This is a genomic window from Kitasatospora sp. NPDC023120 (assembly GCF_055560835.1).
The window spans coordinates 268,070-285,344 of the sequence record NZ_JBVHHY010000010.1; the positions used below are offsets into that span (position 1 = coordinate 268,070).

At 74.4% G+C, this 17,275-nt stretch carries 17 protein-coding genes, 1 rRNA gene and 1 pseudogene; 10 read left to right on the top strand and 9 right to left on the bottom strand.

Annotation, left to right across the window (positions count from 1 at the left end; genetic code table 11):
* Nucleotides 1-89: 89 nt before the first annotated feature.
* From ACZ3TI_RS17425 to ACZ3TI_RS17435, 3 genes are all read left to right on the top strand, one after another.
* Nucleotides 90-422, top strand: coding sequence for a DUF4326 domain-containing protein (locus ACZ3TI_RS17425; RefSeq protein ID WP_465727072.1), 333 nt, complete (start codon nt 90-92; stop codon nt 420-422).
* 310 nt (nt 423-732) lie between these two features.
* Nucleotides 733-2,052 (top strand): outer membrane protein assembly factor BamB family protein, encoded by a 1,320-nt coding sequence (locus ACZ3TI_RS17430; protein ID WP_465727073.1) that lies wholly within the window; start codon nt 733-735, stop codon nt 2,050-2,052.
* A gap of 71 nt (nt 2,053-2,123) precedes the next feature.
* Nucleotides 2,124-2,759 (top strand): nucleoside/nucleotide kinase family protein, encoded by a 636-nt coding sequence (locus tag ACZ3TI_RS17435; protein ID WP_465727074.1) that lies wholly within the window; start codon nt 2,124-2,126, stop codon nt 2,757-2,759.
* On the opposite strand, the gene ACZ3TI_RS17440 is transcribed toward ACZ3TI_RS17435, so the two are convergent.
* From ACZ3TI_RS17440 to ACZ3TI_RS17460, 5 genes are all read right to left on the bottom strand, one after another.
* Entirely contained in the window at nt 2,756-3,577 is an 822-nt protein-coding gene (locus ACZ3TI_RS17440; protein WP_465727075.1) for a DNA-formamidopyrimidine glycosylase family protein, read from the bottom strand. The two genes, ACZ3TI_RS17435 and ACZ3TI_RS17440, sit on opposite strands and share 4 nt — an antisense overlap.
* A gap of 52 nt (nt 3,578-3,629) precedes the next feature.
* Nucleotides 3,630-4,082, bottom strand: coding sequence for a universal stress protein (locus tag ACZ3TI_RS17445; RefSeq protein ID WP_465727076.1), 453 nt, complete (start codon nt 4,080-4,082; stop codon nt 3,630-3,632).
* Nucleotides 4,083-4,185: 103 nt separating this feature from the next.
* Entirely contained in the window at nt 4,186-5,175 is a 990-nt protein-coding gene (locus ACZ3TI_RS17450; RefSeq protein WP_465727077.1) for a zinc metalloprotease, read from the bottom strand.
* 97 nt (nt 5,176-5,272) lie between these two features.
* Complete coding sequence (locus tag ACZ3TI_RS17455; protein WP_465727078.1) at nt 5,273-5,980, bottom strand: AAA family ATPase; 708 nt, start codon at nt 5,978-5,980, stop codon at nt 5,273-5,275.
* Between the two features lie 149 nt (nt 5,981-6,129).
* Entirely contained in the window at nt 6,130-7,056 is a 927-nt protein-coding gene (locus tag ACZ3TI_RS17460) for an LLM class F420-dependent oxidoreductase (protein ID WP_465727079.1), read from the bottom strand.
* 153 nt (nt 7,057-7,209) lie between these two features.
* Here ACZ3TI_RS17460 and ACZ3TI_RS17465 point away from each other — a divergent pair, with 153 nt between their 5' ends.
* The 3 genes and pseudogenes from ACZ3TI_RS17465 to ACZ3TI_RS17475 all read left to right on the top strand — a co-directional run.
* The gene (locus tag ACZ3TI_RS17465) at nt 7,210-7,566 is read left to right on the top strand and encodes a DUF6401 family natural product biosynthesis protein (RefSeq protein ID WP_465727080.1); all 357 of its coding nucleotides are present in this window, start codon (nt 7,210-7,212) and stop codon (nt 7,564-7,566) included.
* 145 nt (nt 7,567-7,711) lie between these two features.
* Nucleotides 7,712-8,467 (top strand): alpha/beta hydrolase, encoded by a 756-nt coding sequence (locus tag ACZ3TI_RS17470; RefSeq protein WP_465727081.1) that lies wholly within the window; start codon nt 7,712-7,714, stop codon nt 8,465-8,467.
* 30 nt (nt 8,468-8,497) lie between these two features.
* Nucleotides 8,498-8,605 (top strand): annotated as a pseudogene (locus ACZ3TI_RS17475) (LuxR C-terminal-related transcriptional regulator); the annotation flags it as partial.
* Between the two features lie 65 nt (nt 8,606-8,670).
* Here ACZ3TI_RS17475 and ACZ3TI_RS17480 read toward each other — a convergent pair.
* Entirely contained in the window at nt 8,671-9,261 is a 591-nt protein-coding gene (locus ACZ3TI_RS17480) for an isochorismatase family protein (RefSeq protein WP_465727082.1), read from the bottom strand.
* A gap of 154 nt (nt 9,262-9,415) precedes the next feature.
* Between ACZ3TI_RS17480 and ACZ3TI_RS17485 the strand changes: the two genes are divergently transcribed.
* Entirely contained in the window at nt 9,416-10,426 is a 1,011-nt protein-coding gene (locus tag ACZ3TI_RS17485; RefSeq protein WP_465727083.1) for a GlxA family transcriptional regulator, read from the top strand.
* Between the two features lie 186 nt (nt 10,427-10,612).
* On the opposite strand, the gene ACZ3TI_RS17490 is transcribed toward ACZ3TI_RS17485, so the two are convergent.
* Nucleotides 10,613-11,662, bottom strand: a complete 1,050-nt coding sequence (locus ACZ3TI_RS17490; RefSeq protein WP_465727084.1) for a hypothetical protein — start codon at nt 11,660-11,662, stop codon at nt 10,613-10,615.
* A 123-nt stretch (nt 11,663-11,785) separates the two neighbouring features.
* Between ACZ3TI_RS17490 and ACZ3TI_RS17495 the strand changes: the two genes are divergently transcribed.
* The 3 genes from ACZ3TI_RS17495 to ACZ3TI_RS17505 all read left to right on the top strand — a co-directional run bounded on the left by ACZ3TI_RS17495 (nt 11,786) and on the right by ACZ3TI_RS17505 (nt 15,326).
* Nucleotides 11,786-13,396 (top strand): phytoene desaturase family protein, encoded by a 1,611-nt coding sequence (locus tag ACZ3TI_RS17495; protein WP_465727085.1) that lies wholly within the window; start codon nt 11,786-11,788, stop codon nt 13,394-13,396.
* Between the two features lie 169 nt (nt 13,397-13,565).
* Nucleotides 13,566-14,120 (top strand): TIGR03086 family metal-binding protein, encoded by a 555-nt coding sequence (locus ACZ3TI_RS17500; RefSeq protein WP_465727086.1) that lies wholly within the window; start codon nt 13,566-13,568, stop codon nt 14,118-14,120.
* A 306-nt stretch (nt 14,121-14,426) separates the two neighbouring features.
* Nucleotides 14,427-15,326 (top strand): nuclease, encoded by a 900-nt coding sequence (locus ACZ3TI_RS17505; RefSeq protein WP_465727087.1) that lies wholly within the window; start codon nt 14,427-14,429, stop codon nt 15,324-15,326.
* A 40-nt stretch (nt 15,327-15,366) separates the two neighbouring features.
* On the opposite strand, the gene ACZ3TI_RS17510 is transcribed toward ACZ3TI_RS17505, so the two are convergent.
* Both ACZ3TI_RS17510 and rrf read right to left on the bottom strand, forming a co-directional pair.
* Entirely contained in the window at nt 15,367-17,064 is a 1,698-nt protein-coding gene (locus ACZ3TI_RS17510) for a DUF885 domain-containing protein (RefSeq protein ID WP_465727088.1), read from the bottom strand.
* A gap of 143 nt (nt 17,065-17,207) precedes the next feature.
* Nucleotides 17,208-17,275 (bottom strand): 5S ribosomal RNA (gene rrf, locus ACZ3TI_RS17515); the annotation flags it as partial.

Genomic DNA, 17,275 nt, shown 5'->3' on the forward strand with positions numbered 1-17,275 from the left:
TTTGCTACGCCGGGCCCGGAACCGTGTCAAGGCGAGCCCGCCCCCGCCCCGCGCTGCCGGACCGCCCCGCTTGCACCAGCATGGACGGCATGCCGAGCACATCCCGCCGCACCACCGTGGTCAACCTCAAGGGCCACCGCGACGACCCCGACTACGACGACGTCGTCTACGTCGGCCGCGCCATGCACCGCGGCGGCTGGCACCTCGCCGAATCCCCCCTGCACTGCCCCTACCGCCCGGGCCCCGACCTCACCCGCGAGGAGATGGTCGCCGAGTACCGCGCCTACCTCCTCGCCCGACCCGAGCTGCTGGCCCTCGTCCCACCGCTGCGCGGCCGCCGCCTCGGCTGCTGGTGCGCCCCGCTCCCCTGCCACGCCGACGTCCTCGCCGACCTCGCCGACCACCCGCCGGAGAAGCCCTGACGGCGAACTGCTCAGAGCCCGGAGCGGTCCACCTCCACCGGGTACGGCACCACCGCCCTTGACCACCCCGGTGAACGGCTCCCCCGCCCGGTACACCCCCTCGGCCGCGTCCAGGACGTACGTGTGGACGACCGGCACCCGCCCAGCCCCCTGCTCGACCCGCCGGTGGAAGGGGATACCCGCCCTGGCGTACCGGTCGAGCGCCCCGGCATGGTAGGGGCGTTGCCGGGGTTTCGGACGGTTCGGGGACTGTTCGGTATCCTCCGGGCGGGTGGCGGCGTGGGGCCGCCGGTGGGGAAGCGAGAGCGGTATGCAGTCTCCGTCGTCCGAGGAGGCCGCGCGCGAGGCGTCGTGGCAGTGGGACGGGGAGGAGGACGGCGGCGGCGAGGCGCCCCAGGACGTGATCGTCGGGGGCGGGGACGGGCCTCGGCCGAGCCGGCGCCGGATGCTGATCGGGGCCGGGGTGCTCGCGGCCGGCGGGGCCGTGTGGGCGTTCGGCCGTTCGGGTGCCGGCGAGGCACTGCCCGCGCCGAAGCCGACCCGGCCACAGCCCACCGCCCTGTCCGGACCGACCCCGCTCTGGACCTACCGCGGCCCCGAGGCGATGACCCCGGAGCGGCTCACCGACCCGCCGGGCCGTCCCGTCTACCTCTCCAGGAACGGCCTCCAGGTCCTCGACCCCGCCCGGGGCACCGCCGCCCGGCTGCTGGTCTTCGACCCGCCGCCCTCCCGGGACTGGCCCAGCGACCTCGACATGCTCGGCAAGGTCGTGATCGGGCCCGAACACCTCTTCGCCACCACCTACCAGGGCCACCTCGAAGCCCGTCACCTCACCGACCCCGCCGCCGACTGGAGCCTGCCGCTGCCCGACGAGCTGCAGGGCCAGACCCGCCTGACCGGCTACGACCACGGCATCCTCTACGGCTACTCCTGGGGCCGCCCCCGACTCGAGGGCACCCCGCCCAACAACCGCCTCTTCGCGCTGCGGGTCTCCGACCGCTCCTTCCTCTGGTCCGTCCCCACCGAGCACCTGGAGCAGCCGGTCACCCCCGCCACCTCCCTCGGCGGCCACCTCCTCGCCTGCGTCCGCTTCCTCGGGAGCCGCACCGAGCTGGTGGCCCGGGACGCCACCACCGGCCGCGAGCTGTGGACCGCCCCCGGCGACGAGGACCTGCGCTGGTGCACCACCGACGCGCAGAACGTCTTCGTCCCGGACGGCAACGGCGGCGTGCGCAAGCTGCGCCCCACCGGCGAACCCGTCTGGACCTACTCCCCCGCCCCCGGCGACTCCTGGCGGGCGCTGCCGCCCCTCTCGAACGGCGACCAGGTGTTCGTCCCGAACGACCACGGCACCGTCACCTGCCACGACGGGATCACCGGCGCGGTGCTCTGGTCCTGCCGACTGCCGTTCCTGCTGGACCGCCGCAGCCGACCGCTGCTCGCCGACGGCACGCTGTTCGTCCCGGGGACGGCGGCGGGCGGGGTCAGCGCGATCCACACCTCGACCGGCGAGCTGGGGTGGACCTTCCACGACTCCGGCCCGGGCAAGGACGTCTGGACCGTCGCGTGCGACGGCGGCCGGCTCTACGCGGGGCACGACGACATCCTGCACGCCCTTCCGCTGCGCTGAACCACGCCGGACCGGACCGGACCGGACCGGATCCAGCTGAGCGACCCCCGACGAAACGGCAGGACGGCCCGATGCAGGTACGCCCGATCTCCCCCGACAACCTGGCCGAGCTGCTCGCCGACCGCGTCACCGCCCTGCCCGACGCCGCCGGGCGCCGGCTGCGGGTGGCCGTCGACGGCGCCCCGGCCGCCCGCCCCAAGGCGCTGGCCGACGCCCTGGTGGAGCCGCTGCGGCTGCGCGGCCGCCCCACGCTGCGGGTGTCGGCGGAGGACTTCCTGCGCCCGGCGTCGATCCGGCTGGAGTACGGCCACCACGACGCGGACGCCTTCCACGACCTCTGGCTGGATGACGGCGCCCTGCTGCGCGAGGTCCTGGACCCGCTGGAGCCCGGTGGCACCGGCCGGGTCCTGCCCTCCCTGCGCGACCCGGTCACCGACCGCTCCACCCGCGCCCCGTACACCGTGCTCCCGCCGAACGGCGTGCTGCTGCTGGACGGCGCGCTGCTGCTCGGCCGCTGGCTGCCGCTGGACCTCACCGTCCACCTCGCCCTCACCCCGGCCGCCCTGGCCCGCCGCACCCCCGCCGACCGCCAGTGGACCCTCCCCGCCTTCGCCCGCTACGAGGCCGAGACCGTCCCCACCGAGCTCGCCGACCTCACCGTCCGGATGGACGACCCCCGCCACCCCGCCCTGGTCGAGCAGTTCTAACCCCGCCGCGCCGCCCGGGCCGGGGTCGGGGCCGGGCCGCGCTGGCAGTACGGGCACCAGAACACCGACCGGTCCCGCGGGGGCGAGCCCTGACGCCCGCTCACGACGGGGGTGACGCAGCGCGGGCAGGGCCGTCCGGCCCGGCCGTAGACCCAGTGCCGGTAGCCGGGCCGGGTGTCGCCGGTGGTGATGTGGCCGGGGCGCAGCTTGTTGGCTTCCAGCATCTGCCGGGCGCGCTCCACCAGCCGGTCGGGGTGCGGGAGTTCGCCGACCTCGGTCCACGGCGTCACGCCGGCCACGAAGCACAGCTCGTTGGCGTAGACGTTGCCGATCCCGGCCAGGTTGCGCTGGTCGAGCAGGGCCTCGATGACCGGGCGGCTCGGGTGGGCGAGGAGTCGCCGGACGGCCTCGACCGGGTCCCAGTCGGGGCCGAGCAGGTCCGGGCCGAGGTGGCCGACGATCCGCTGCTCGTCGGTGGTGCGCAGCAGCTCGACGACCGGCAGCCGGTAGCCGACGGCGGTGCCCTGTTCGGTGCCGAGGACGGCGCGGACCTGCCAGGCGGGGCCGCCGGTCCACCGCTCGCCGGGGCGGTAGACCTCCCACCGGCCGTCCATCCGCAGGTGGGTGTGCAGGGTGAGGCCGCCTTCGAGGCGGGTGAGCAGGTGTTTGCCGCGGGGGGCGACCTCGAGCACCCGGCGGCCGGCGAGGCCGGCGGTGGCGTGCGCGGGCACCCGCAGGTCAGCGCTGGTCAGCAGTTGTCCGGCGAGGGCCTCGTGCAGCCGGGCCGCCACGCGGTAGACGGAGTCACCTTCTGGCATGCCTCCATTCTCGTCCGCATGGCGGCCCGGTGCGGCCCCGCGCCCGGGTGCGCTACTCCGACGGGGCCTGACCCTCGCGGACGACGACCACCGGGCACGGCGCGTGCTCGGTGAGGTGGCGGCTGACCGAGCCGAGCAGTACGCCGGAGAACCCGCCGAGCCCGCGGCTGCCGACGACGAGCAGCGCCGCACCCTTGGCCGCCTCCAGCAGGGCCATGGCGGCGTTGCCGGGCATCACGCTCTCGCTGATCCGTACGGCCGGGTCGTCGCCGACGACCTTGTGGACGGTGTTGGAGAGGGTCTTGCCCGCGAGCTCCTCGGGGTTGTAGGTCTCGACGGTCGGCACGCCCTGTCCGGCCCAGCCGTAGAAGGCGGGGTACTCCCAGGCGGCGATCGCGCTGACCGTCCCGCGGACGGCCGTCGCGTAGTCGACGGCCCAGCGCAGCGCCTGCTCGGAGGCGGGCGAGCCGTCCACGCCGACGACGATCCGGGGGATGGAACTCATGGCCTTGCTCCTTCGGTTGCTCCTGCTGGACGGGGCTGGTGGACGGGCCGCTGACAGGCCCCGACCCTACGAACATAGATCAACTGCTAGCTCGCCTTTCAGATCAACTCCGGTAAGCCGCCCAGGTGTTCGCCATCCTCCTGACCTGTCCCGGGGTGAACTGGCTCATGCAGGAGTCGTAGCTGTAGTCCATGAAGTTGTGGATCGGGTCGAGCCCCGGGGTCGGGCAGGTGTCGCGGCCCTCGGGGCAGCCGTAGGCGGCGCCGCGCTCGGGCGGGGTGTCCTCCACGTAGTCGCCCGGGAGCAGGCAGCCGCCCTGGAAGGTGTGGAAGAGGCCGAGCCAGTGGCCGACCTCGTGGGTGGCGGTGTTGCCCTCGTTGTAGTGGGTGGCGGAGCCGCCGGGCAGCGAGTCGTCGAGCACGACCACGCCGTCGTCGGTCGGGTTCGACCGGTACGCGTTCGGGAAGGTCGCCCAGCCGAGCAGGGACTGGCCGAGTCGGGCGGTGTAGAGGTTGAGGGTGCCCTGGTCGCCCCTGTGCAGGGCGGTCTTCATCGCGCGCTCGGTGGCCGAATCGGGCGTCATGCCGGTGTACCAGGAGGCGTTGTCGGTCCGGTCGGCGCCGGCCAGCTCGAAGTGGAACTGGGTGCCGGTGTTGCCCGTACCCTGACCGCCGTAGGTGGTGTTGAGGTGGTCGACCTGGGCGGCGACGGCGAGGTCGTCCAGGTTCCCGGAGTCGCCGTCGTGGATGACGTGGACGTAGACGGGGATGGTGGTCGGGGCGCCGATCGGCGCGCGGGTGGTGGTGAGGGCGGCGAGCCGGTCGTCGAGCTCTGCCTGCATCGCCCGGGCCTGGGCGGCGCTGACGGCGTTCGGGTCCTTCCCGGTCTGGCTGCCGGCCGGCTTCCGGGCAGCGGCCCCGACGGCTCCGGCGTCGGCCTCGGCGCCGTCGCACACGGTGCTCGGGGCGGCCACGGCGGCGGCCCGGTGTGGGACCGGTGCCGCGAACTGGCTCAGACCGGCGGCGGCGACCAGCGCGGCGGCGCAGGGGAACAGGCGGGGGGCACGCGAGCGAACCCGGGCAGTACGGCGCATCTGCGCTCCTGACGGGGAGAGTTGACGGAGTCTCGGCCGCGCCCGGGCGCCCTCCGGCCGGACCCGCCGGCGTACTGCCCGGCGCGACCCGCCGAGACTACGACGCCGTGAAGTCGATCTCCCGCAGGGCGCGCGCGGCGCCCCGGTCGAGTACCACGGCCGACGCACAGCCCGTCGGCAGCCGCCCGTCCCCGAGGATCCGCCGGCGCAGCCGGGCGACGGCGGTCCGGTGCCGGGCGAAGGCGTAGCCCGAGACGCCGCGCCCGCGCCGCCGCTGCCCGTCCAGCGCCTCGGCCGGGTCGGCGTCGAGCAGCAGCAGGTGCACCCGGCGGCCCTGCCGGGCGGCGGTGTGCGCGAGCCAGGTCCGTACCCAGGGCAGCGTGCCGCAGTCGTGCACCGCGAGCGGTCCGCCGTCCAGCACCGCGCGGCGCAGCCGCCGGTAGTGCGCGAGCCGGGCGACCGGGCGGTAGAGGGCGTACGGGAGGCGGCCGGGCAGCCGGGCCGCGTACTCCTCGCGGACCAGCTGGGAGTCGATCAGCGGGGCGCGGACGCAGCGGCGCATCAGGGTGCTCTTGCCGCTGCCGGGCAGTCCGGTGACGACCAGCAGGTCGCCGGCGGGGTAGCGCAGCGCCGCCGGGCCGGGTCCGCGCAGCTCGTGCAGGGCGGGCGGGTCGTGCGGAGGGGGGAAGACGACGCGCTCCGCGGTGGTGCGCGGCAGCGGCACCCTCGGCACCGCCGCCCGCGCCGTTCCCGTCCCGCTCACCGGATCTCCCCCCGCCGTTCCCTGGTCAGGAGCATGGCGCATTCCCAAGAGCGAGTAAAGGGCGGAGGTCGGAACGGGTACGGACGGTCCTTGCCGGGCCCGGGCCTGTTGCAGGACCGGGCCCGTTTCGGGACGTTTTCGTCACTGGCCCGGCTCCCGTCGGAGGCGCGCGCCGGGGCTCCTCAGTCGGGTCAGTCGAGCTGCGGGGCGACCCGGGCGGCGACCAGCTCCAGGTGGTCGAGGTCGTCCAGGTCGAGGATCTGCAGGTAGATCCGCTCACTGCCGATGGCCGCGTACCGGCCGATCTTCTCGACCACCTCGTCCGGGGTGCCGGCCAGGCCGTTCTCCTTCAGCTCGTCGACCTCGCGGCCGATGGCGGCGGCCCGGCGGGCCACCTCAGCGTCGTCCCGGCCGACGCAGGCGACCAGGGCGTTGGAGTAGACCAGGTCGTCGGCCGAGCGCCCGGCCCCCTCGACGGCGGCGCGGACCCGGCCGAACTGGGCGGCGGAGTCGTCCAGCGAGGCGAACGGCAGGTTGAACTCGTCGGCGAAGCGGGCGGCCAGCGCCGGGGTGCGCTTCGGGCCGTGGCCGCCGACCAGCACCGGGATGCGCTCCTGGGCGGGCTTGGGCAGCGCGGGCGAGTCGGTCAGGGTGTAGTACTCGCCGGCGAAGTCGAAGGTGTCGCCGAGCTTGGTGTTCCACAGCCCGGTGATGATCGCCAGCTGTTCCTCCAGCCGCCCGAACTTCTCCTTGGGGAAGGGGATGCCGTAGGCGGTGTGCTCGGCCTCGTACCAGCCGGCGCCGAGGCCGAACTCGACCCGGCCGCCGCTCATCGCGTCGACCTGGGCGACCTGGATCGCGGTGACGCCCGGCAGCCGGAAGGTCGCGGCGGTCATCAGGGTGCCGAGGCGGATGGTGCGGGTGTCGCGGGCGAGGCCGGCCAGGGTGATCCAGGCGTCGGTGGGGCCGGGCAGGCCGTCGGCGCCGCCCATCTTCAGGTAGTGGTCGGAGCGGATGAAGGCGCTGAAGGCGCCGAGGTCCTCGGCGGTGCGGGCCACCTTCAGGAGGGTCTCGTAGCTCGCGCCCTGCTGGGGTTCGGTGAAGATGCGAAGATCCATGCGGCCCATTCTGGTACGGACCGCCCCGATCGTGAGCGTAGGGAACCGGCCGGACCACGGAACGTACCGACACCCCGCACGGGTGGCCAAGGTCTCAGCACGGAACCGTCACGGCCTTCCGCTCCCGCCGCCGGGCTCGCCTACCGTGGACGGATGTTCGCGACCCCCGACGAATCCTCCCGGCGCTCCCCCGACGAGCCGGCCGGCTGCCCGCTGCCCGGCATCGTGACGGCCTTCACGCCGCGGCTGGCCGAGTTCGCCTTCGAGCCCGGTTTCGTCGCGGCGGTCGACCAGCACGCGGCGATGCTGCGCGAGCTGCTGTACGCGCAGGGGCCGGAGCTGGCGCCCCGCCCCCTGGACCGCGCGGAGCTGTCGGACTACGCGCTGGGGTTCCTGGACGCCCTCGCCGAGATCGGCTGGCGGGAGCCGGTCGGTTACGACTACGCCGTGCTCCGGCTGACCGCGATCTGCTGGCTGGTGCGCGAGCAGGGCCTGCTGGAGGTCCGGTAGCGCCGGCCCGGTCGGCGGACCCCGTCCGGTCCGCGCGCCCGGTGTCCGGGATGGCTCCCTCGGGTGAACGGTCCGGCGGTCCGCCCGCGTACAGTGGCGGTCCCGAGGACGGGTGACGGGGCGGGACGGACGGGACGGTGCGGCAGTGAGCGGTACGGCGGCGGACAGCGCGGTGGGACACCCGGCACTGCACTGGCGGACCAGCCCGGAGCGGGCGCGGGCCGCCGTCCTGGTGCTGCACGGCGGCGAGGAGCACAACCTCGCCCGGCCCGGCCGCCTCAACCTCCCCCTGCTGCGGATGCACGGCTTCCTGCGCGCGCTGACCAGGGCGACCGCCGACGCCGGGATCGCCGTCGGCACCGTCCGCTACCGCCACCGCGGTTGGAACGGCGAGCGCGCCGACGCCGCCCGCGACGCGCTCACCGCGCTCGACGAACTGGCCGCGCTGCTCGGCCCGGTACCGACCGTCCTGATCGGCCACTCGATGGGCGGACGCGCCGCCCTCCAGGCCGGCGGACACCCGTCCGTCACCGGCCTGGTCGCCCTCGCCCCCTGGTGCCCCGCCGAGGACCCGTGCGAGCAACTGGCCGGCCGGGACGTGCTGATGCTGCACGGCGACCGCGACAAGGTCACCCCGCCCGCCGACACCCGCGCCTTCGCCGCCCGCAGCCGCGCCGCCGGCGCCCGGGTCTGCGGCTACACCGTCACCGGCAGCGGCCACGCCATGCTCCAGCGGGTCCCCGACTGGCACCGCGCCACCACCCGCCTCACCGCCGCCCTCCTCGGCCTCCACGCCCTGCCCGCCGAGACCGCCTCCGCCCTCGCCCTCCCGCCCACCTCCCCCGAGGCCCTCGCCCTCCCCCTCCCCCGCCAACCCCGCCGCACCCCGACCCACCCCTGACCGGCCTGTGGCGGGAGGGACCTTGCCGGGATCCGGGACAGCGCCCGCGAACGCGAGGTGCCGGCCCTGATGGCCCAGGGCCGTTCCAACGCCAACCTGGCCGCCGAACTCTTCATCAGCGACGCGGCGGTGAACAAGCACATCGGCAACCGGTCGGGCTCGCACGACCGGGCAGGCGGCGGGTGCGGTCGGTCGGGCTCGCCTCAGCCCAGGTCCGCCGGGGACTCCACCACCACCCCGTACAGGTCCCCGATCGTCGCCAGCGCGCCGCGGTGGACCTGGGCGGCGGTCAGCTCGGTGCCCGCGGCGGGCAGCGGGCGGGTCGCGCAGGCGGCGGCCACGACGGTCGGCCGGTTGCCGCGCAGGAAGGCTCCGGCGGTGGTGAAGGCGACGCACATGTGGGTCATGAACCCGGCGACGACCACGTCCTGGTGGCCGGCCGCGTCGACCAGTTCGCCCAGGTCGGTGCCGACGAAGGCGTCCGGCACCTGCTTGACCACCACCCGCTCGCCCTCGGCGGGCGCCACGCTCGGGTGGATCCGCCCGATCTCGGCCCGGATGTCGTACGGGGTGCCCGCGCCGCCGTCGTTGATCACGTGGATGACGGTGGCGCCGGCCGCCCGGGCCCGGGCGAGCAGGTCGGCGGCGGCGTCGAGCGCCTCCTGCCAGCCCTCCAGTTCCATCACGCCGCGCACGTAGGTGTTCTGGTAGTCGATCAGGATCACGGTCGCGTCGCCGAGCGAGGCCGGCTTCTCTTCGAGTCCGCCGAGGGTGCGCAGGGTCGTCGTGGGCACAGCGGTGCCGCCTTTCACAAGCCGGAAGGGGTCGGATTCCTGCAGGTCACGTCCGGTGCCGCCCGGTGCGCCCTGCCTCGGGAAACGCTACGGGCGGCGCTCGCATGTCGGCAATGCCGTCTAACATGCAGATTCCGACATCGAGGGGGCACCCATGGAGACCGACACCGGGAGGGCGACCGTCCGGCGGCTGATCGTCATCGTCCTGTTCGAGGGCGTGGACCTGCTCGACGTGACCGGCCCGCCGGAGGTGTTCTCGCTGGTCCGGCGGGAGACCGACGACGCCACCGGCTACCGGGTCGTCCTCGCCGCCGAGACCCTGGCGCCGGTCACCACCGCGGCGGGCGTGCGGATCCTGCCCGACATCACCTTCGACCAGGCCGCCGAGGGCGGCATCGACACCCTGCTGGTGCCCGGCTCCGTCGAGGTGGACGACCGGCGCCGGGTCCGCGCGCTCACCGATCCGGCGGTGGTCGCCCGGGTCCGCGCCCTGGCCGCCCGCTCGCGCCGGGTGGCCAGCGTCTGCGTCGGCGCGCACCTGCTCGCCGCCGCCGGGCTGCTGGACGGGCGGCGCGCCACCACGCACTGGTCAACGGCCGCCCAACTCGCCGCCGAGCACCCACAGATCGAGGTCGACGCCGACCCGATCTTCATCCGCGAGGGCGAGGTCTGGACGGGCGCGGGCATCAGCGCCTGCCTGGACCTGTCGCTCGCCCTGGTCGCCGAGGACTTCGGCGAGGAGCTGGCGCTGCGGGTCGCCCGCCAGCTGGTGATGTACCTCAAACGCCCCAGCGGCCAGAGCCAGTTCAGCGTTCCGCTGGAGCCGGTCTCGACCACCCGGCGGATCGAGGAGCTGCGCCACCACATCCTGCGCAACCTCTCCGGGCGGCTCACCGTCCCGGACCTCGCCGCCCACGCCCACATCAGCGAAAGGCAGCTGACCCGGATCTTCAAGACCGAGCTGGGCACCACCCCGAGCGCCTACATCGAGTCGGCCCGGGTCGAACTCGCCCGCCACCAGCTGGAGTCGGGCGACGCCACGCTCGAACGCATCGCCACCGCCTGCGGGTTCGGCACCACGGACACCCTGGTGCGCGCCTTCCGCCGCCGCCTCGGCACCACGCCGACCGACTACCGGCAGCGCTTCCGGAGGACGGAGGTCTGACGACCGGCCCCACACCCGGACGGTGAACACCGTACGGCCGGGCCGGCTGGCCACGTCCACCGTACCGCCGTGCGCCCGGACGACGATTCGCCGGCCGCCCGGCCTGCCCGACCACCTCCCGGCCGACGGCCCGGCGGACTGGCAGCCCGCCCTCCGCTGACGCCCCAGGCCCCAGCCTCCTTCCGCCTACCCGCCCCGCACCTGCTGCGCCGCCCGCCAGGCCTCCCAGGCCACCAGCGGCGCCAGGTACGACCAGCGCTGCGAGCCGTCCGGGCAGGCCCCGCCCTCGACCAGCTGCGACACCGTGCGGCGGGTGAACGGCACCCAGACCGCCATGTCGTGCTCGAAAGTGCTGTGGCAGGCCTCGCGGCGGCGGTCGATCTCGGCCGCGTCGAGCCGGGCCCGCACGGTGGCGACCAGCGTGTAGCAGGAGGCCGGCTCGCTCCAGCCCAGCCACGTGATCACCGGCGGCCCGACGTCGGCCGGCTGCAGCCCCAGCTCCTCCTCCAGCGCCCGGTGGACCAGCGCGTAGAAGTCCTCGGCGGCGCCCGGCTCGTCGCGGTACTTCATCGTCTCGTTGATCCCGACCGTCCACTGCGCCGGGAAGGTCCTCACCGCCAGCGAGCGCCGGAGCAGCAGCAGCCGGCCCGCCCGGTCCCGCACCGCGACGCAGGCGCTCATCATCGTGGGCGGTGCGGCGGCGACGAAGCTCCTCAGCCCCTCGTCCAGAGCCTCGCGCAGCAGTCGGCCCGCCTCCGGGTCCTCCCGGCCCAGCCGGGTGGTGGCCATGCACTCCGCGTAGTCACTCTCGGCGATGGTCACCTCGCACACCCGGGCCGCGCTGTGCTCCCCGTGGTCGACCGTCAGCCGTGAGATGTACGCCGTCCGGCCCGCCGCCCCGGCGGCCCGCTGGCGCGCCACCTCGTCGTCCCACCCGACCGCGTCCAGCACGTGCGGGCGTACCACCCGGCCGCCGTACGACGTCACCAGCGTGCCGGGGGTCAGCGGCCGGGCCGCCGACCAGGTGATCAGCGGCGCCAGCCCGTCCGCCCGGAGGTCGTGCGCCCGGGCCGCCTCCGAGAGGCTCGCCCGCCGGACCCGCGGCGCCGGCATCCGTGAACCGATGCGCGAGCCGCCGTACTTGGCGAAGTCGTACACCAGATTGGTCACCACGCCGAGCAACAGGGCTCCACCGATCCCCAGCAGCCACTCCACTGCGGTCCCCCCAACCCTCATGATCCGCCCGCCCATTGTGGGGCCGCCGCCCGCCGGGGGAAAGGCCTCCACCGCCCGGCCGGCGGAAGAGGAGCGCGCTGCGCGACTGTTCCACACCCCCGGGTTGTGGCGTAGCGTGGCCGGATGAACACGAACGCGTCCTCGCGGTACGACGTCGTGATCGTCGGCGGCGGGCACAACGGGCTGGTGGCGGCGGGCTATCTGGCGCGCGCCGGGCAGCGGGTGCTGGTGTTGGAACGGCTGGCACGGGTGGGCGGGGCGGCGGTGTCCGCGCAGGTGTTCCCGGGGGTGGACGCCCGGTTGTCGCGCTACTCGTACCTGGTGAGCCTGCTGCCGCGGAAGATCGTCCGCGACCTCGGGCTACGGCTGGAGCTGCGGCGGCGCCGGATCGCCTCGTACACGCCCGCCGAGCGCGACGGGAAGCCGACCGGCCTGCTGGTGGACGCGGGCGACCCGGTCCGGACCGGCGACTCGTTCCGCGCGCTGACCGGCGGGGACGCGGAGTGGCAGGCCTGGCAGCGGTTCTACGGGACCACCGGGAGGATCGCCGAGCGGGTCTTCCCCACCCTCACCGAGCCGCTCCCCTCCCGCGCGGAGCTGCGCCGACGGGTCGGGGACGACGCGGCCTGGGCGGCGCTGTTCGAGGAGCCGCTCGGCGCGGTGATCGAGCGGAGCTTCGTGGACGACCTGGTGCGCGGGGTGGTGCTGACGGACGCGCTGATCGGCACCTTCACCCACGCCCACGACCCCTCGCTCCGACAGAACCGCTGTTTCCTCTACCACGTGATCGGCAACGGGACGGGCGACTGGGACGTCCCGGTCGGCGGGATGGGCGCGGTGACGGGTGCGCTGGCCGAGGCGGCGCTGGCGGCCGGCGCGGAGATCCGCACCGGCCACGAGGTCACGGCCGTCGCCGCCGACCGGGACGACGGCAGCCGCGGCGACGCCGAGGTGTCGTACCGGGTCGCGGACGGCGGCGCCGAGGGGACGGTGGCGGCGCGCCGGGTGCTGGTGAACGCCGCACCCGCCGTCCTGGCCCGGCTGCTCGGCGACGATCCGGGGCCCGCCCCCGAGGGCGCCCAGCTGAAGGTCAACATGGTGCTGCGCCGCCTGCCGCGCCTGCGGGACACCTCCGCGGACCCGCGCGATGCCTTCGCGGGGACCTTCCACATCGCCGAGGGCTACCGGCAGTTGGCGACCGCGTACACCGAGGCGCGGTCCGGCCGGATGCCCTCCGCGCCGCCCTCCGAGATCTACTGCCATACCCTCACCGACCCGTCGATCCTGGGCCCGGAGGCGGTCCGGCAGGGGCTCCAGACGCTGACCCTGTTCGGCCTGCACATGCCCGCCCGGCTGTTCGGCGATCCGGCGGCCAAGGAACGTGCGCTGGCCGCGAGCCTGGCGCAGCTGGACGCGGTACTGGCGGAGCCGATCGCCGACTGCCTGGCCGTCGACGCCGACGGCCGGCCCTGCGTCGAGGCGAGGACGCCGCCGGAGCTGGAGCGGGAGATCGGACTGCCGGGCGGCCACATCTTCCACCGCGACCTCGCCTTCCCATACCGGGACGAGGACCGCGCCGCGGATTCGGGTGGCAGCGCGGCCGCGCGCTGGGGTGTGGCGACGAACCGGCCCGGAGTCCTGCTGTGCGGTGCGGGAGCCATCCGCGGCGGCGGGGTCAGCGGCATCCCGGGACACAACGCGGCGCAGGCCGTCCTGGAGGACCTCGGCCGCTGACAGGGAGGAACCGACCGGACACCCCTGGAATCCGACCCTCCGTAAACCTGGCAAGTCACTCCCGGTGGCGGTTTACTGAGAGTTAGCAGGGCAGGAGGGAGGCCCTCCGATGGAATGTCCGCACACAGCCGGTTTCCACATCGAGGTCCGTGAACGCTACGTCGCAGCCGTGACGGAGGTGACCCGCCTGGTGCGGGCCGTTCCGGAAGACGGCTGGGCGGCCCCCACACCGTGTCGGGACTGGGACGTCCGCGCACTGGTCAACCACCTTGCCGCGCAGCACCTTTGGGTGTGCCAGGCGGTGGCCGGGTACACCCCGGAGGCGATCGGCCACCGGTTCGAGGGCGACGTACTGGGCCGCAACCCCGTCGGGGTATGGGCGATGGCCGCCGACACCGCAGTGCGCGCGCTCCACCAGGAGGGCGCGCCGGACCTGCTGGTGCACCTCCCGTACGGGACGCGCGACGCCGGCGGGTACGCCCGCGAGCTGACCGCCGAGACCGTCGTGCACGGCTGGGACCTCGCCCGGGCGCTGGGCGAGACCGGCCGGATGCCACCGGGCAACGCCCGGTACGCACTCGACGAGTTCCAGGGCTACCACAACCTCGCCGGCACCGGCCTGTTCGACCCACCGCGCACCGCCGAGGCGGGCGCCGACGACCAGGACCGGCTGCTGGCCCTCACCGGGCGCGACCCGAACTGGTCCTACGACGCGCTGCATTGACGGTCCGTCAGATAACAGGGGTGGGGCGGGGTCGGGACGGAGAACCAGGCCGTCGCTCCTCCGCGTCCGCGCCCCGGACGCGGGGGCGGGGCGGGCGTTCCACCGCCCGGTCTCACGGTGCGTGACCGTTGCCGCCCGGGGGTGACATCGCGGCTGAACGGGCGCATGGTGGAAGGAAGGACGACGCGGACGACCGCCACCGGATCCGCCGCCCCAGGCCCCGGCCGGGCCCGAGCACTTCGCATAGGGACAGACCGCCGGCCCGGCGCCGCGGCGGTGGCGCCCTGTCAGCTCCGGGAGGCGGACATGTCCATGGTGCTCATCACCGGCTCGTACCAGGTGTTCCACGACCGGCCCGACGGCGACACCGTCTCCTTCCTCCCGCAGGACCCGGGCTTCTGGGGCGACGTGCCCGGCCCCAACCGGGTCAAGCGCAACGACCACGGCGGCGCCTCGCTGCGGCTGGACGCGATCGACGCCCTCGAAACCCACTACAAGGGCGTCGGCCCGGACTTCGCGCACCAGCCGCTGAAGCTCGGCGCGCACGCCGCCCGCGACGAGCTGCTGAAGTGGCTGGGCTTCACCGAGATCGCGCAGGACAGCGAGGAGAAGGTCGTCCTCTCGACGCCGGACTCCGTCCCCGGCTGGATCCTCACCGGCGGCGCGGATCCCTTCAACCGCTGCATCGCACTGGTCGGACGCGGCGACCCACCGGAGACCGGCGATCCCCCCGAGCGGGCGCGGAGCGGCTTCCACCTGGACGTCACCCTCGGCATGCTGCGCTCCACCGCCAACCACCACCTGCTCTCCCTCGGGCTGGTCTACCCCACCTTCTACGAGGGCCTCCCCGACAAGCTGCGCACGGACCTGACCGCCACCGCGCAGAAGGCCCGTGCGGCCAAGGGCCCCGACAGCGTCTGGCTGCACGACGTGACCACCACCGGCGCGAAGGTCGACAGCCTCGACGCGCTCGCCAACGACCTCGTGATCCTGCCCAAGCTGTACCGCCGTCTGATCGACTACGTCCGGCTGTTCGGCACCGACCTGGGCTGCCTGACCGCCTTCCTGGCCGGCGACGCCGACGAGTTCACCGTCCCGGAGCGCCGCAAGCCGCCCACCGTCGGCCTGCAGAACGTCGTCCAGGTCATGGGCAACACGGTGCGGATGACCCGGCCCATCGAGGACCTGCTGTTCACCGGGAAGTAGGCCGGACGCACCGGGCACGCCCGCCCCACGGCCCACGGGCCTACGGCGCGTTGTCGGCGGCCAGGTCGTCCAAGCCGACCGAGCCCCGGGAGAGCACGCGCGTGTGCCAGGCCCGGAGGTCGAAGTCGGGGCCGAGGCGGCGCCGGGCCGCCTCCCTGCCCCGCAGCCAGGCCCGTTCGCCCAGCTTGTAGCCGATCGCCTGGCCGGGCCAGCCGAGGTAGCGGTCGATCTCGCTGGTGCGGCGCCGGGTGTCGCTGCCGTGGTGGGCGGCCATGAACGCGGTCGCGAGGTCCGGGGTCCAGCGCTCACCCGGGTGGAAGCCCGTACCGGAGGGAATGGCGAGCTCCAGGTGCATGCCGAGGTCCACGATCACCCGGATGATCCGCAGCATCTGCTTGTCCAGGTAACCGAGCCGCCGGGCCGGGTCGGTCAGGAAGCCCAGTTCGTCCATCAGGCGCTCGGCGTACAGCGCCCAGCCCTCCTTGTCCGCGCTGACGGCGCCGAGGGTGATCTGGTAGCTGCTGAGCCGGTCGGCGCAGGCGGTCCAGCGAGCGGTCTGCAGGTGATGGCCGGGGACACCCTCGTGGTACCAGGTGCTGACGAGCTGCCAGGTCGGGAAGGTGCGTCGGCCGAGGGTGGGCAGATAGGTCCGCCCGGGGCGGCTGAAGTCGAGGCTGGGACCGTTGTAGTACGGCGCGCCCGAGCTTCCCGGCGGCGCGATCCGGGTCTCCACCCGGCGCAGTGGACCGGCGAGGTCGAAGTGGGTGCCGTCCAGGGCGTCGATCGCCTCGTCGGTGATCTGCTGGAGCCAGGCGCGGACGTTCTCCTCGCCCTCGATCGCGTGGCCGTCCCGGTTGAGGTGGTCCATCGCGGCCCGGACGCCGGCGCCGGGCAGGACGCGCTCGGCTTCCACCCGCATCTCGGCGACCGTCCGATGGAACTCCTCCCAGGCCCACGCGTACGCCTCGGCCGGGTCGACCTCGACGCCGTTCGCCCAGCGGGAGGAGCGCAGGTAGCGCTCCCGGCCGACCGCGTCCGGGGTGCCGTCGGCGGCGGGCAGGTAGGTGCGGCACAGCCAGTCCCGGAAGTCCGCCACGGCGGCGGTGGCGCGCTCGGCAGCGGCGTCCAGTTCGGTCCGCAACCGGGCCGGTGCCGCTGACACGAACCCGGTGAACCAGCTTGCGCCGCCGCCGTCCTGGCCGGTCCAGGCGTCGAGCTGGGCGATGGACGCACGGACCTGGCGGGGAGCGCTCAGCAGCCCGCGCTCGATGCCCTCGGCCAGGGTCGCCCGGTAGCCGTCCAGCGCACCGGGCGTGTTGCGCAGCCGCCCGGCGATCGCTGCCCAGTGCTCGTCGGTGTCGGTGGGCATCATGGTGAAGACGCCGCGCACCTTGTGCAGCGGCGAGTTGACGTTGCGCAGCTGGCGCAGGTGGTCCCCGGCCTCGTGCACGGCGAGTTCGGCGGTCAGCCTCTCGCGCAGCAGGCGGGCGCAGTCGCGTTCGGCGGTGTCCTCGGGGGTGACTTTTGGGGTGCCGGCCGTCCGCTCGGCGGTGTCGAGCGCGGTCAGTGTCCGTCGGGCGAGGTCGGCGAGCGCTTCGAAGCCCTCCGGTGACAGGTCCGACTGCCGGTCGTCCTCGGGGTGCAGCCCGAGTCTGGTCGAGGTCAGCGGGTCGAGGGCGGCTACCTGCGCGACGTGGTCATCGGCGATCCGACGGAAGGTCCTCGTCATCTCGGGCATGCGCCCATGCTGGCGCACCAGCCGGCACGCTGTCAGCAGCGCGAACCCGCCCACGCGCGCCGGTCGGACTGGCTCTTTCGGTACCCGGAAATGCGAAGAACCCCCAGCCCGGTTTCCCCGGCTGGGGGTTCTTCTGAAGAATTGTTCGGCGGCGTCCTACTCTCCCACAGGGTCCCCCCTGCAGTACCATCGGCGCTGTGAGGCTTAGCTT

Bases quoted from the DNA above. Each gene is read 5' to 3' on its own strand.
- ACZ3TI_RS17425 (WP_465727072.1), top strand. From the start codon at position 90: ATGCCGAGCACATCCCGCCGCACCACCGTGGTCAACCTCAAGGGCCAC.
- ACZ3TI_RS17495 (WP_465727085.1), top strand. From the start codon at position 11,786: ATGAACACGAACGCGTCCTCGCGGTACGACGTCGTGATCGTCGGCGGC.
- ACZ3TI_RS17505 (WP_465727087.1), top strand. From the start codon at position 14,427: ATGTCCATGGTGCTCATCACCGGCTCGTACCAGGTGTTCCACGACCGG.
- ACZ3TI_RS17435 (WP_465727074.1), top strand. From the start codon at position 2,124: ATGCAGGTACGCCCGATCTCCCCCGACAACCTGGCCGAGCTGCTCGCC.
- ACZ3TI_RS17490 (WP_465727084.1), bottom strand. From the start codon at position 11,662: ATGAGGGTTGGGGGGACCGCAGTGGAGTGGCTGCTGGGGATCGGTGGA.
- ACZ3TI_RS17485 (WP_465727083.1), top strand. From the start codon at position 9,416: ATGGAGACCGACACCGGGAGGGCGACCGTCCGGCGGCTGATCGTCATC.
- ACZ3TI_RS17465 (WP_465727080.1), top strand. From the start codon at position 7,210: ATGTTCGCGACCCCCGACGAATCCTCCCGGCGCTCCCCCGACGAGCCG.
- ACZ3TI_RS17460 (WP_465727079.1), bottom strand. From the start codon at position 7,056: ATGGATCTTCGCATCTTCACCGAACCCCAGCAGGGCGCGAGCTACGAG.
- ACZ3TI_RS17430 (WP_465727073.1), top strand. From the start codon at position 733: ATGCAGTCTCCGTCGTCCGAGGAGGCCGCGCGCGAGGCGTCGTGGCAG.
- ACZ3TI_RS17440 (WP_465727075.1), bottom strand. From the start codon at position 3,577: ATGCCAGAAGGTGACTCCGTCTACCGCGTGGCGGCCCGGCTGCACGAG.
- ACZ3TI_RS17450 (WP_465727077.1), bottom strand. From the start codon at position 5,175: ATGCGCCGTACTGCCCGGGTTCGCTCGCGTGCCCCCCGCCTGTTCCCC.
- ACZ3TI_RS17445 (WP_465727076.1), bottom strand. From the start codon at position 4,082: ATGAGTTCCATCCCCCGGATCGTCGTCGGCGTGGACGGCTCGCCCGCC.
- ACZ3TI_RS17510 (WP_465727088.1), bottom strand. From the start codon at position 17,064: ATGCCCGAGATGACGAGGACCTTCCGTCGGATCGCCGATGACCACGTC.
- ACZ3TI_RS17455 (WP_465727078.1), bottom strand. From the start codon at position 5,980: ATGCGCCATGCTCCTGACCAGGGAACGGCGGGGGGAGATCCGGTGAGC.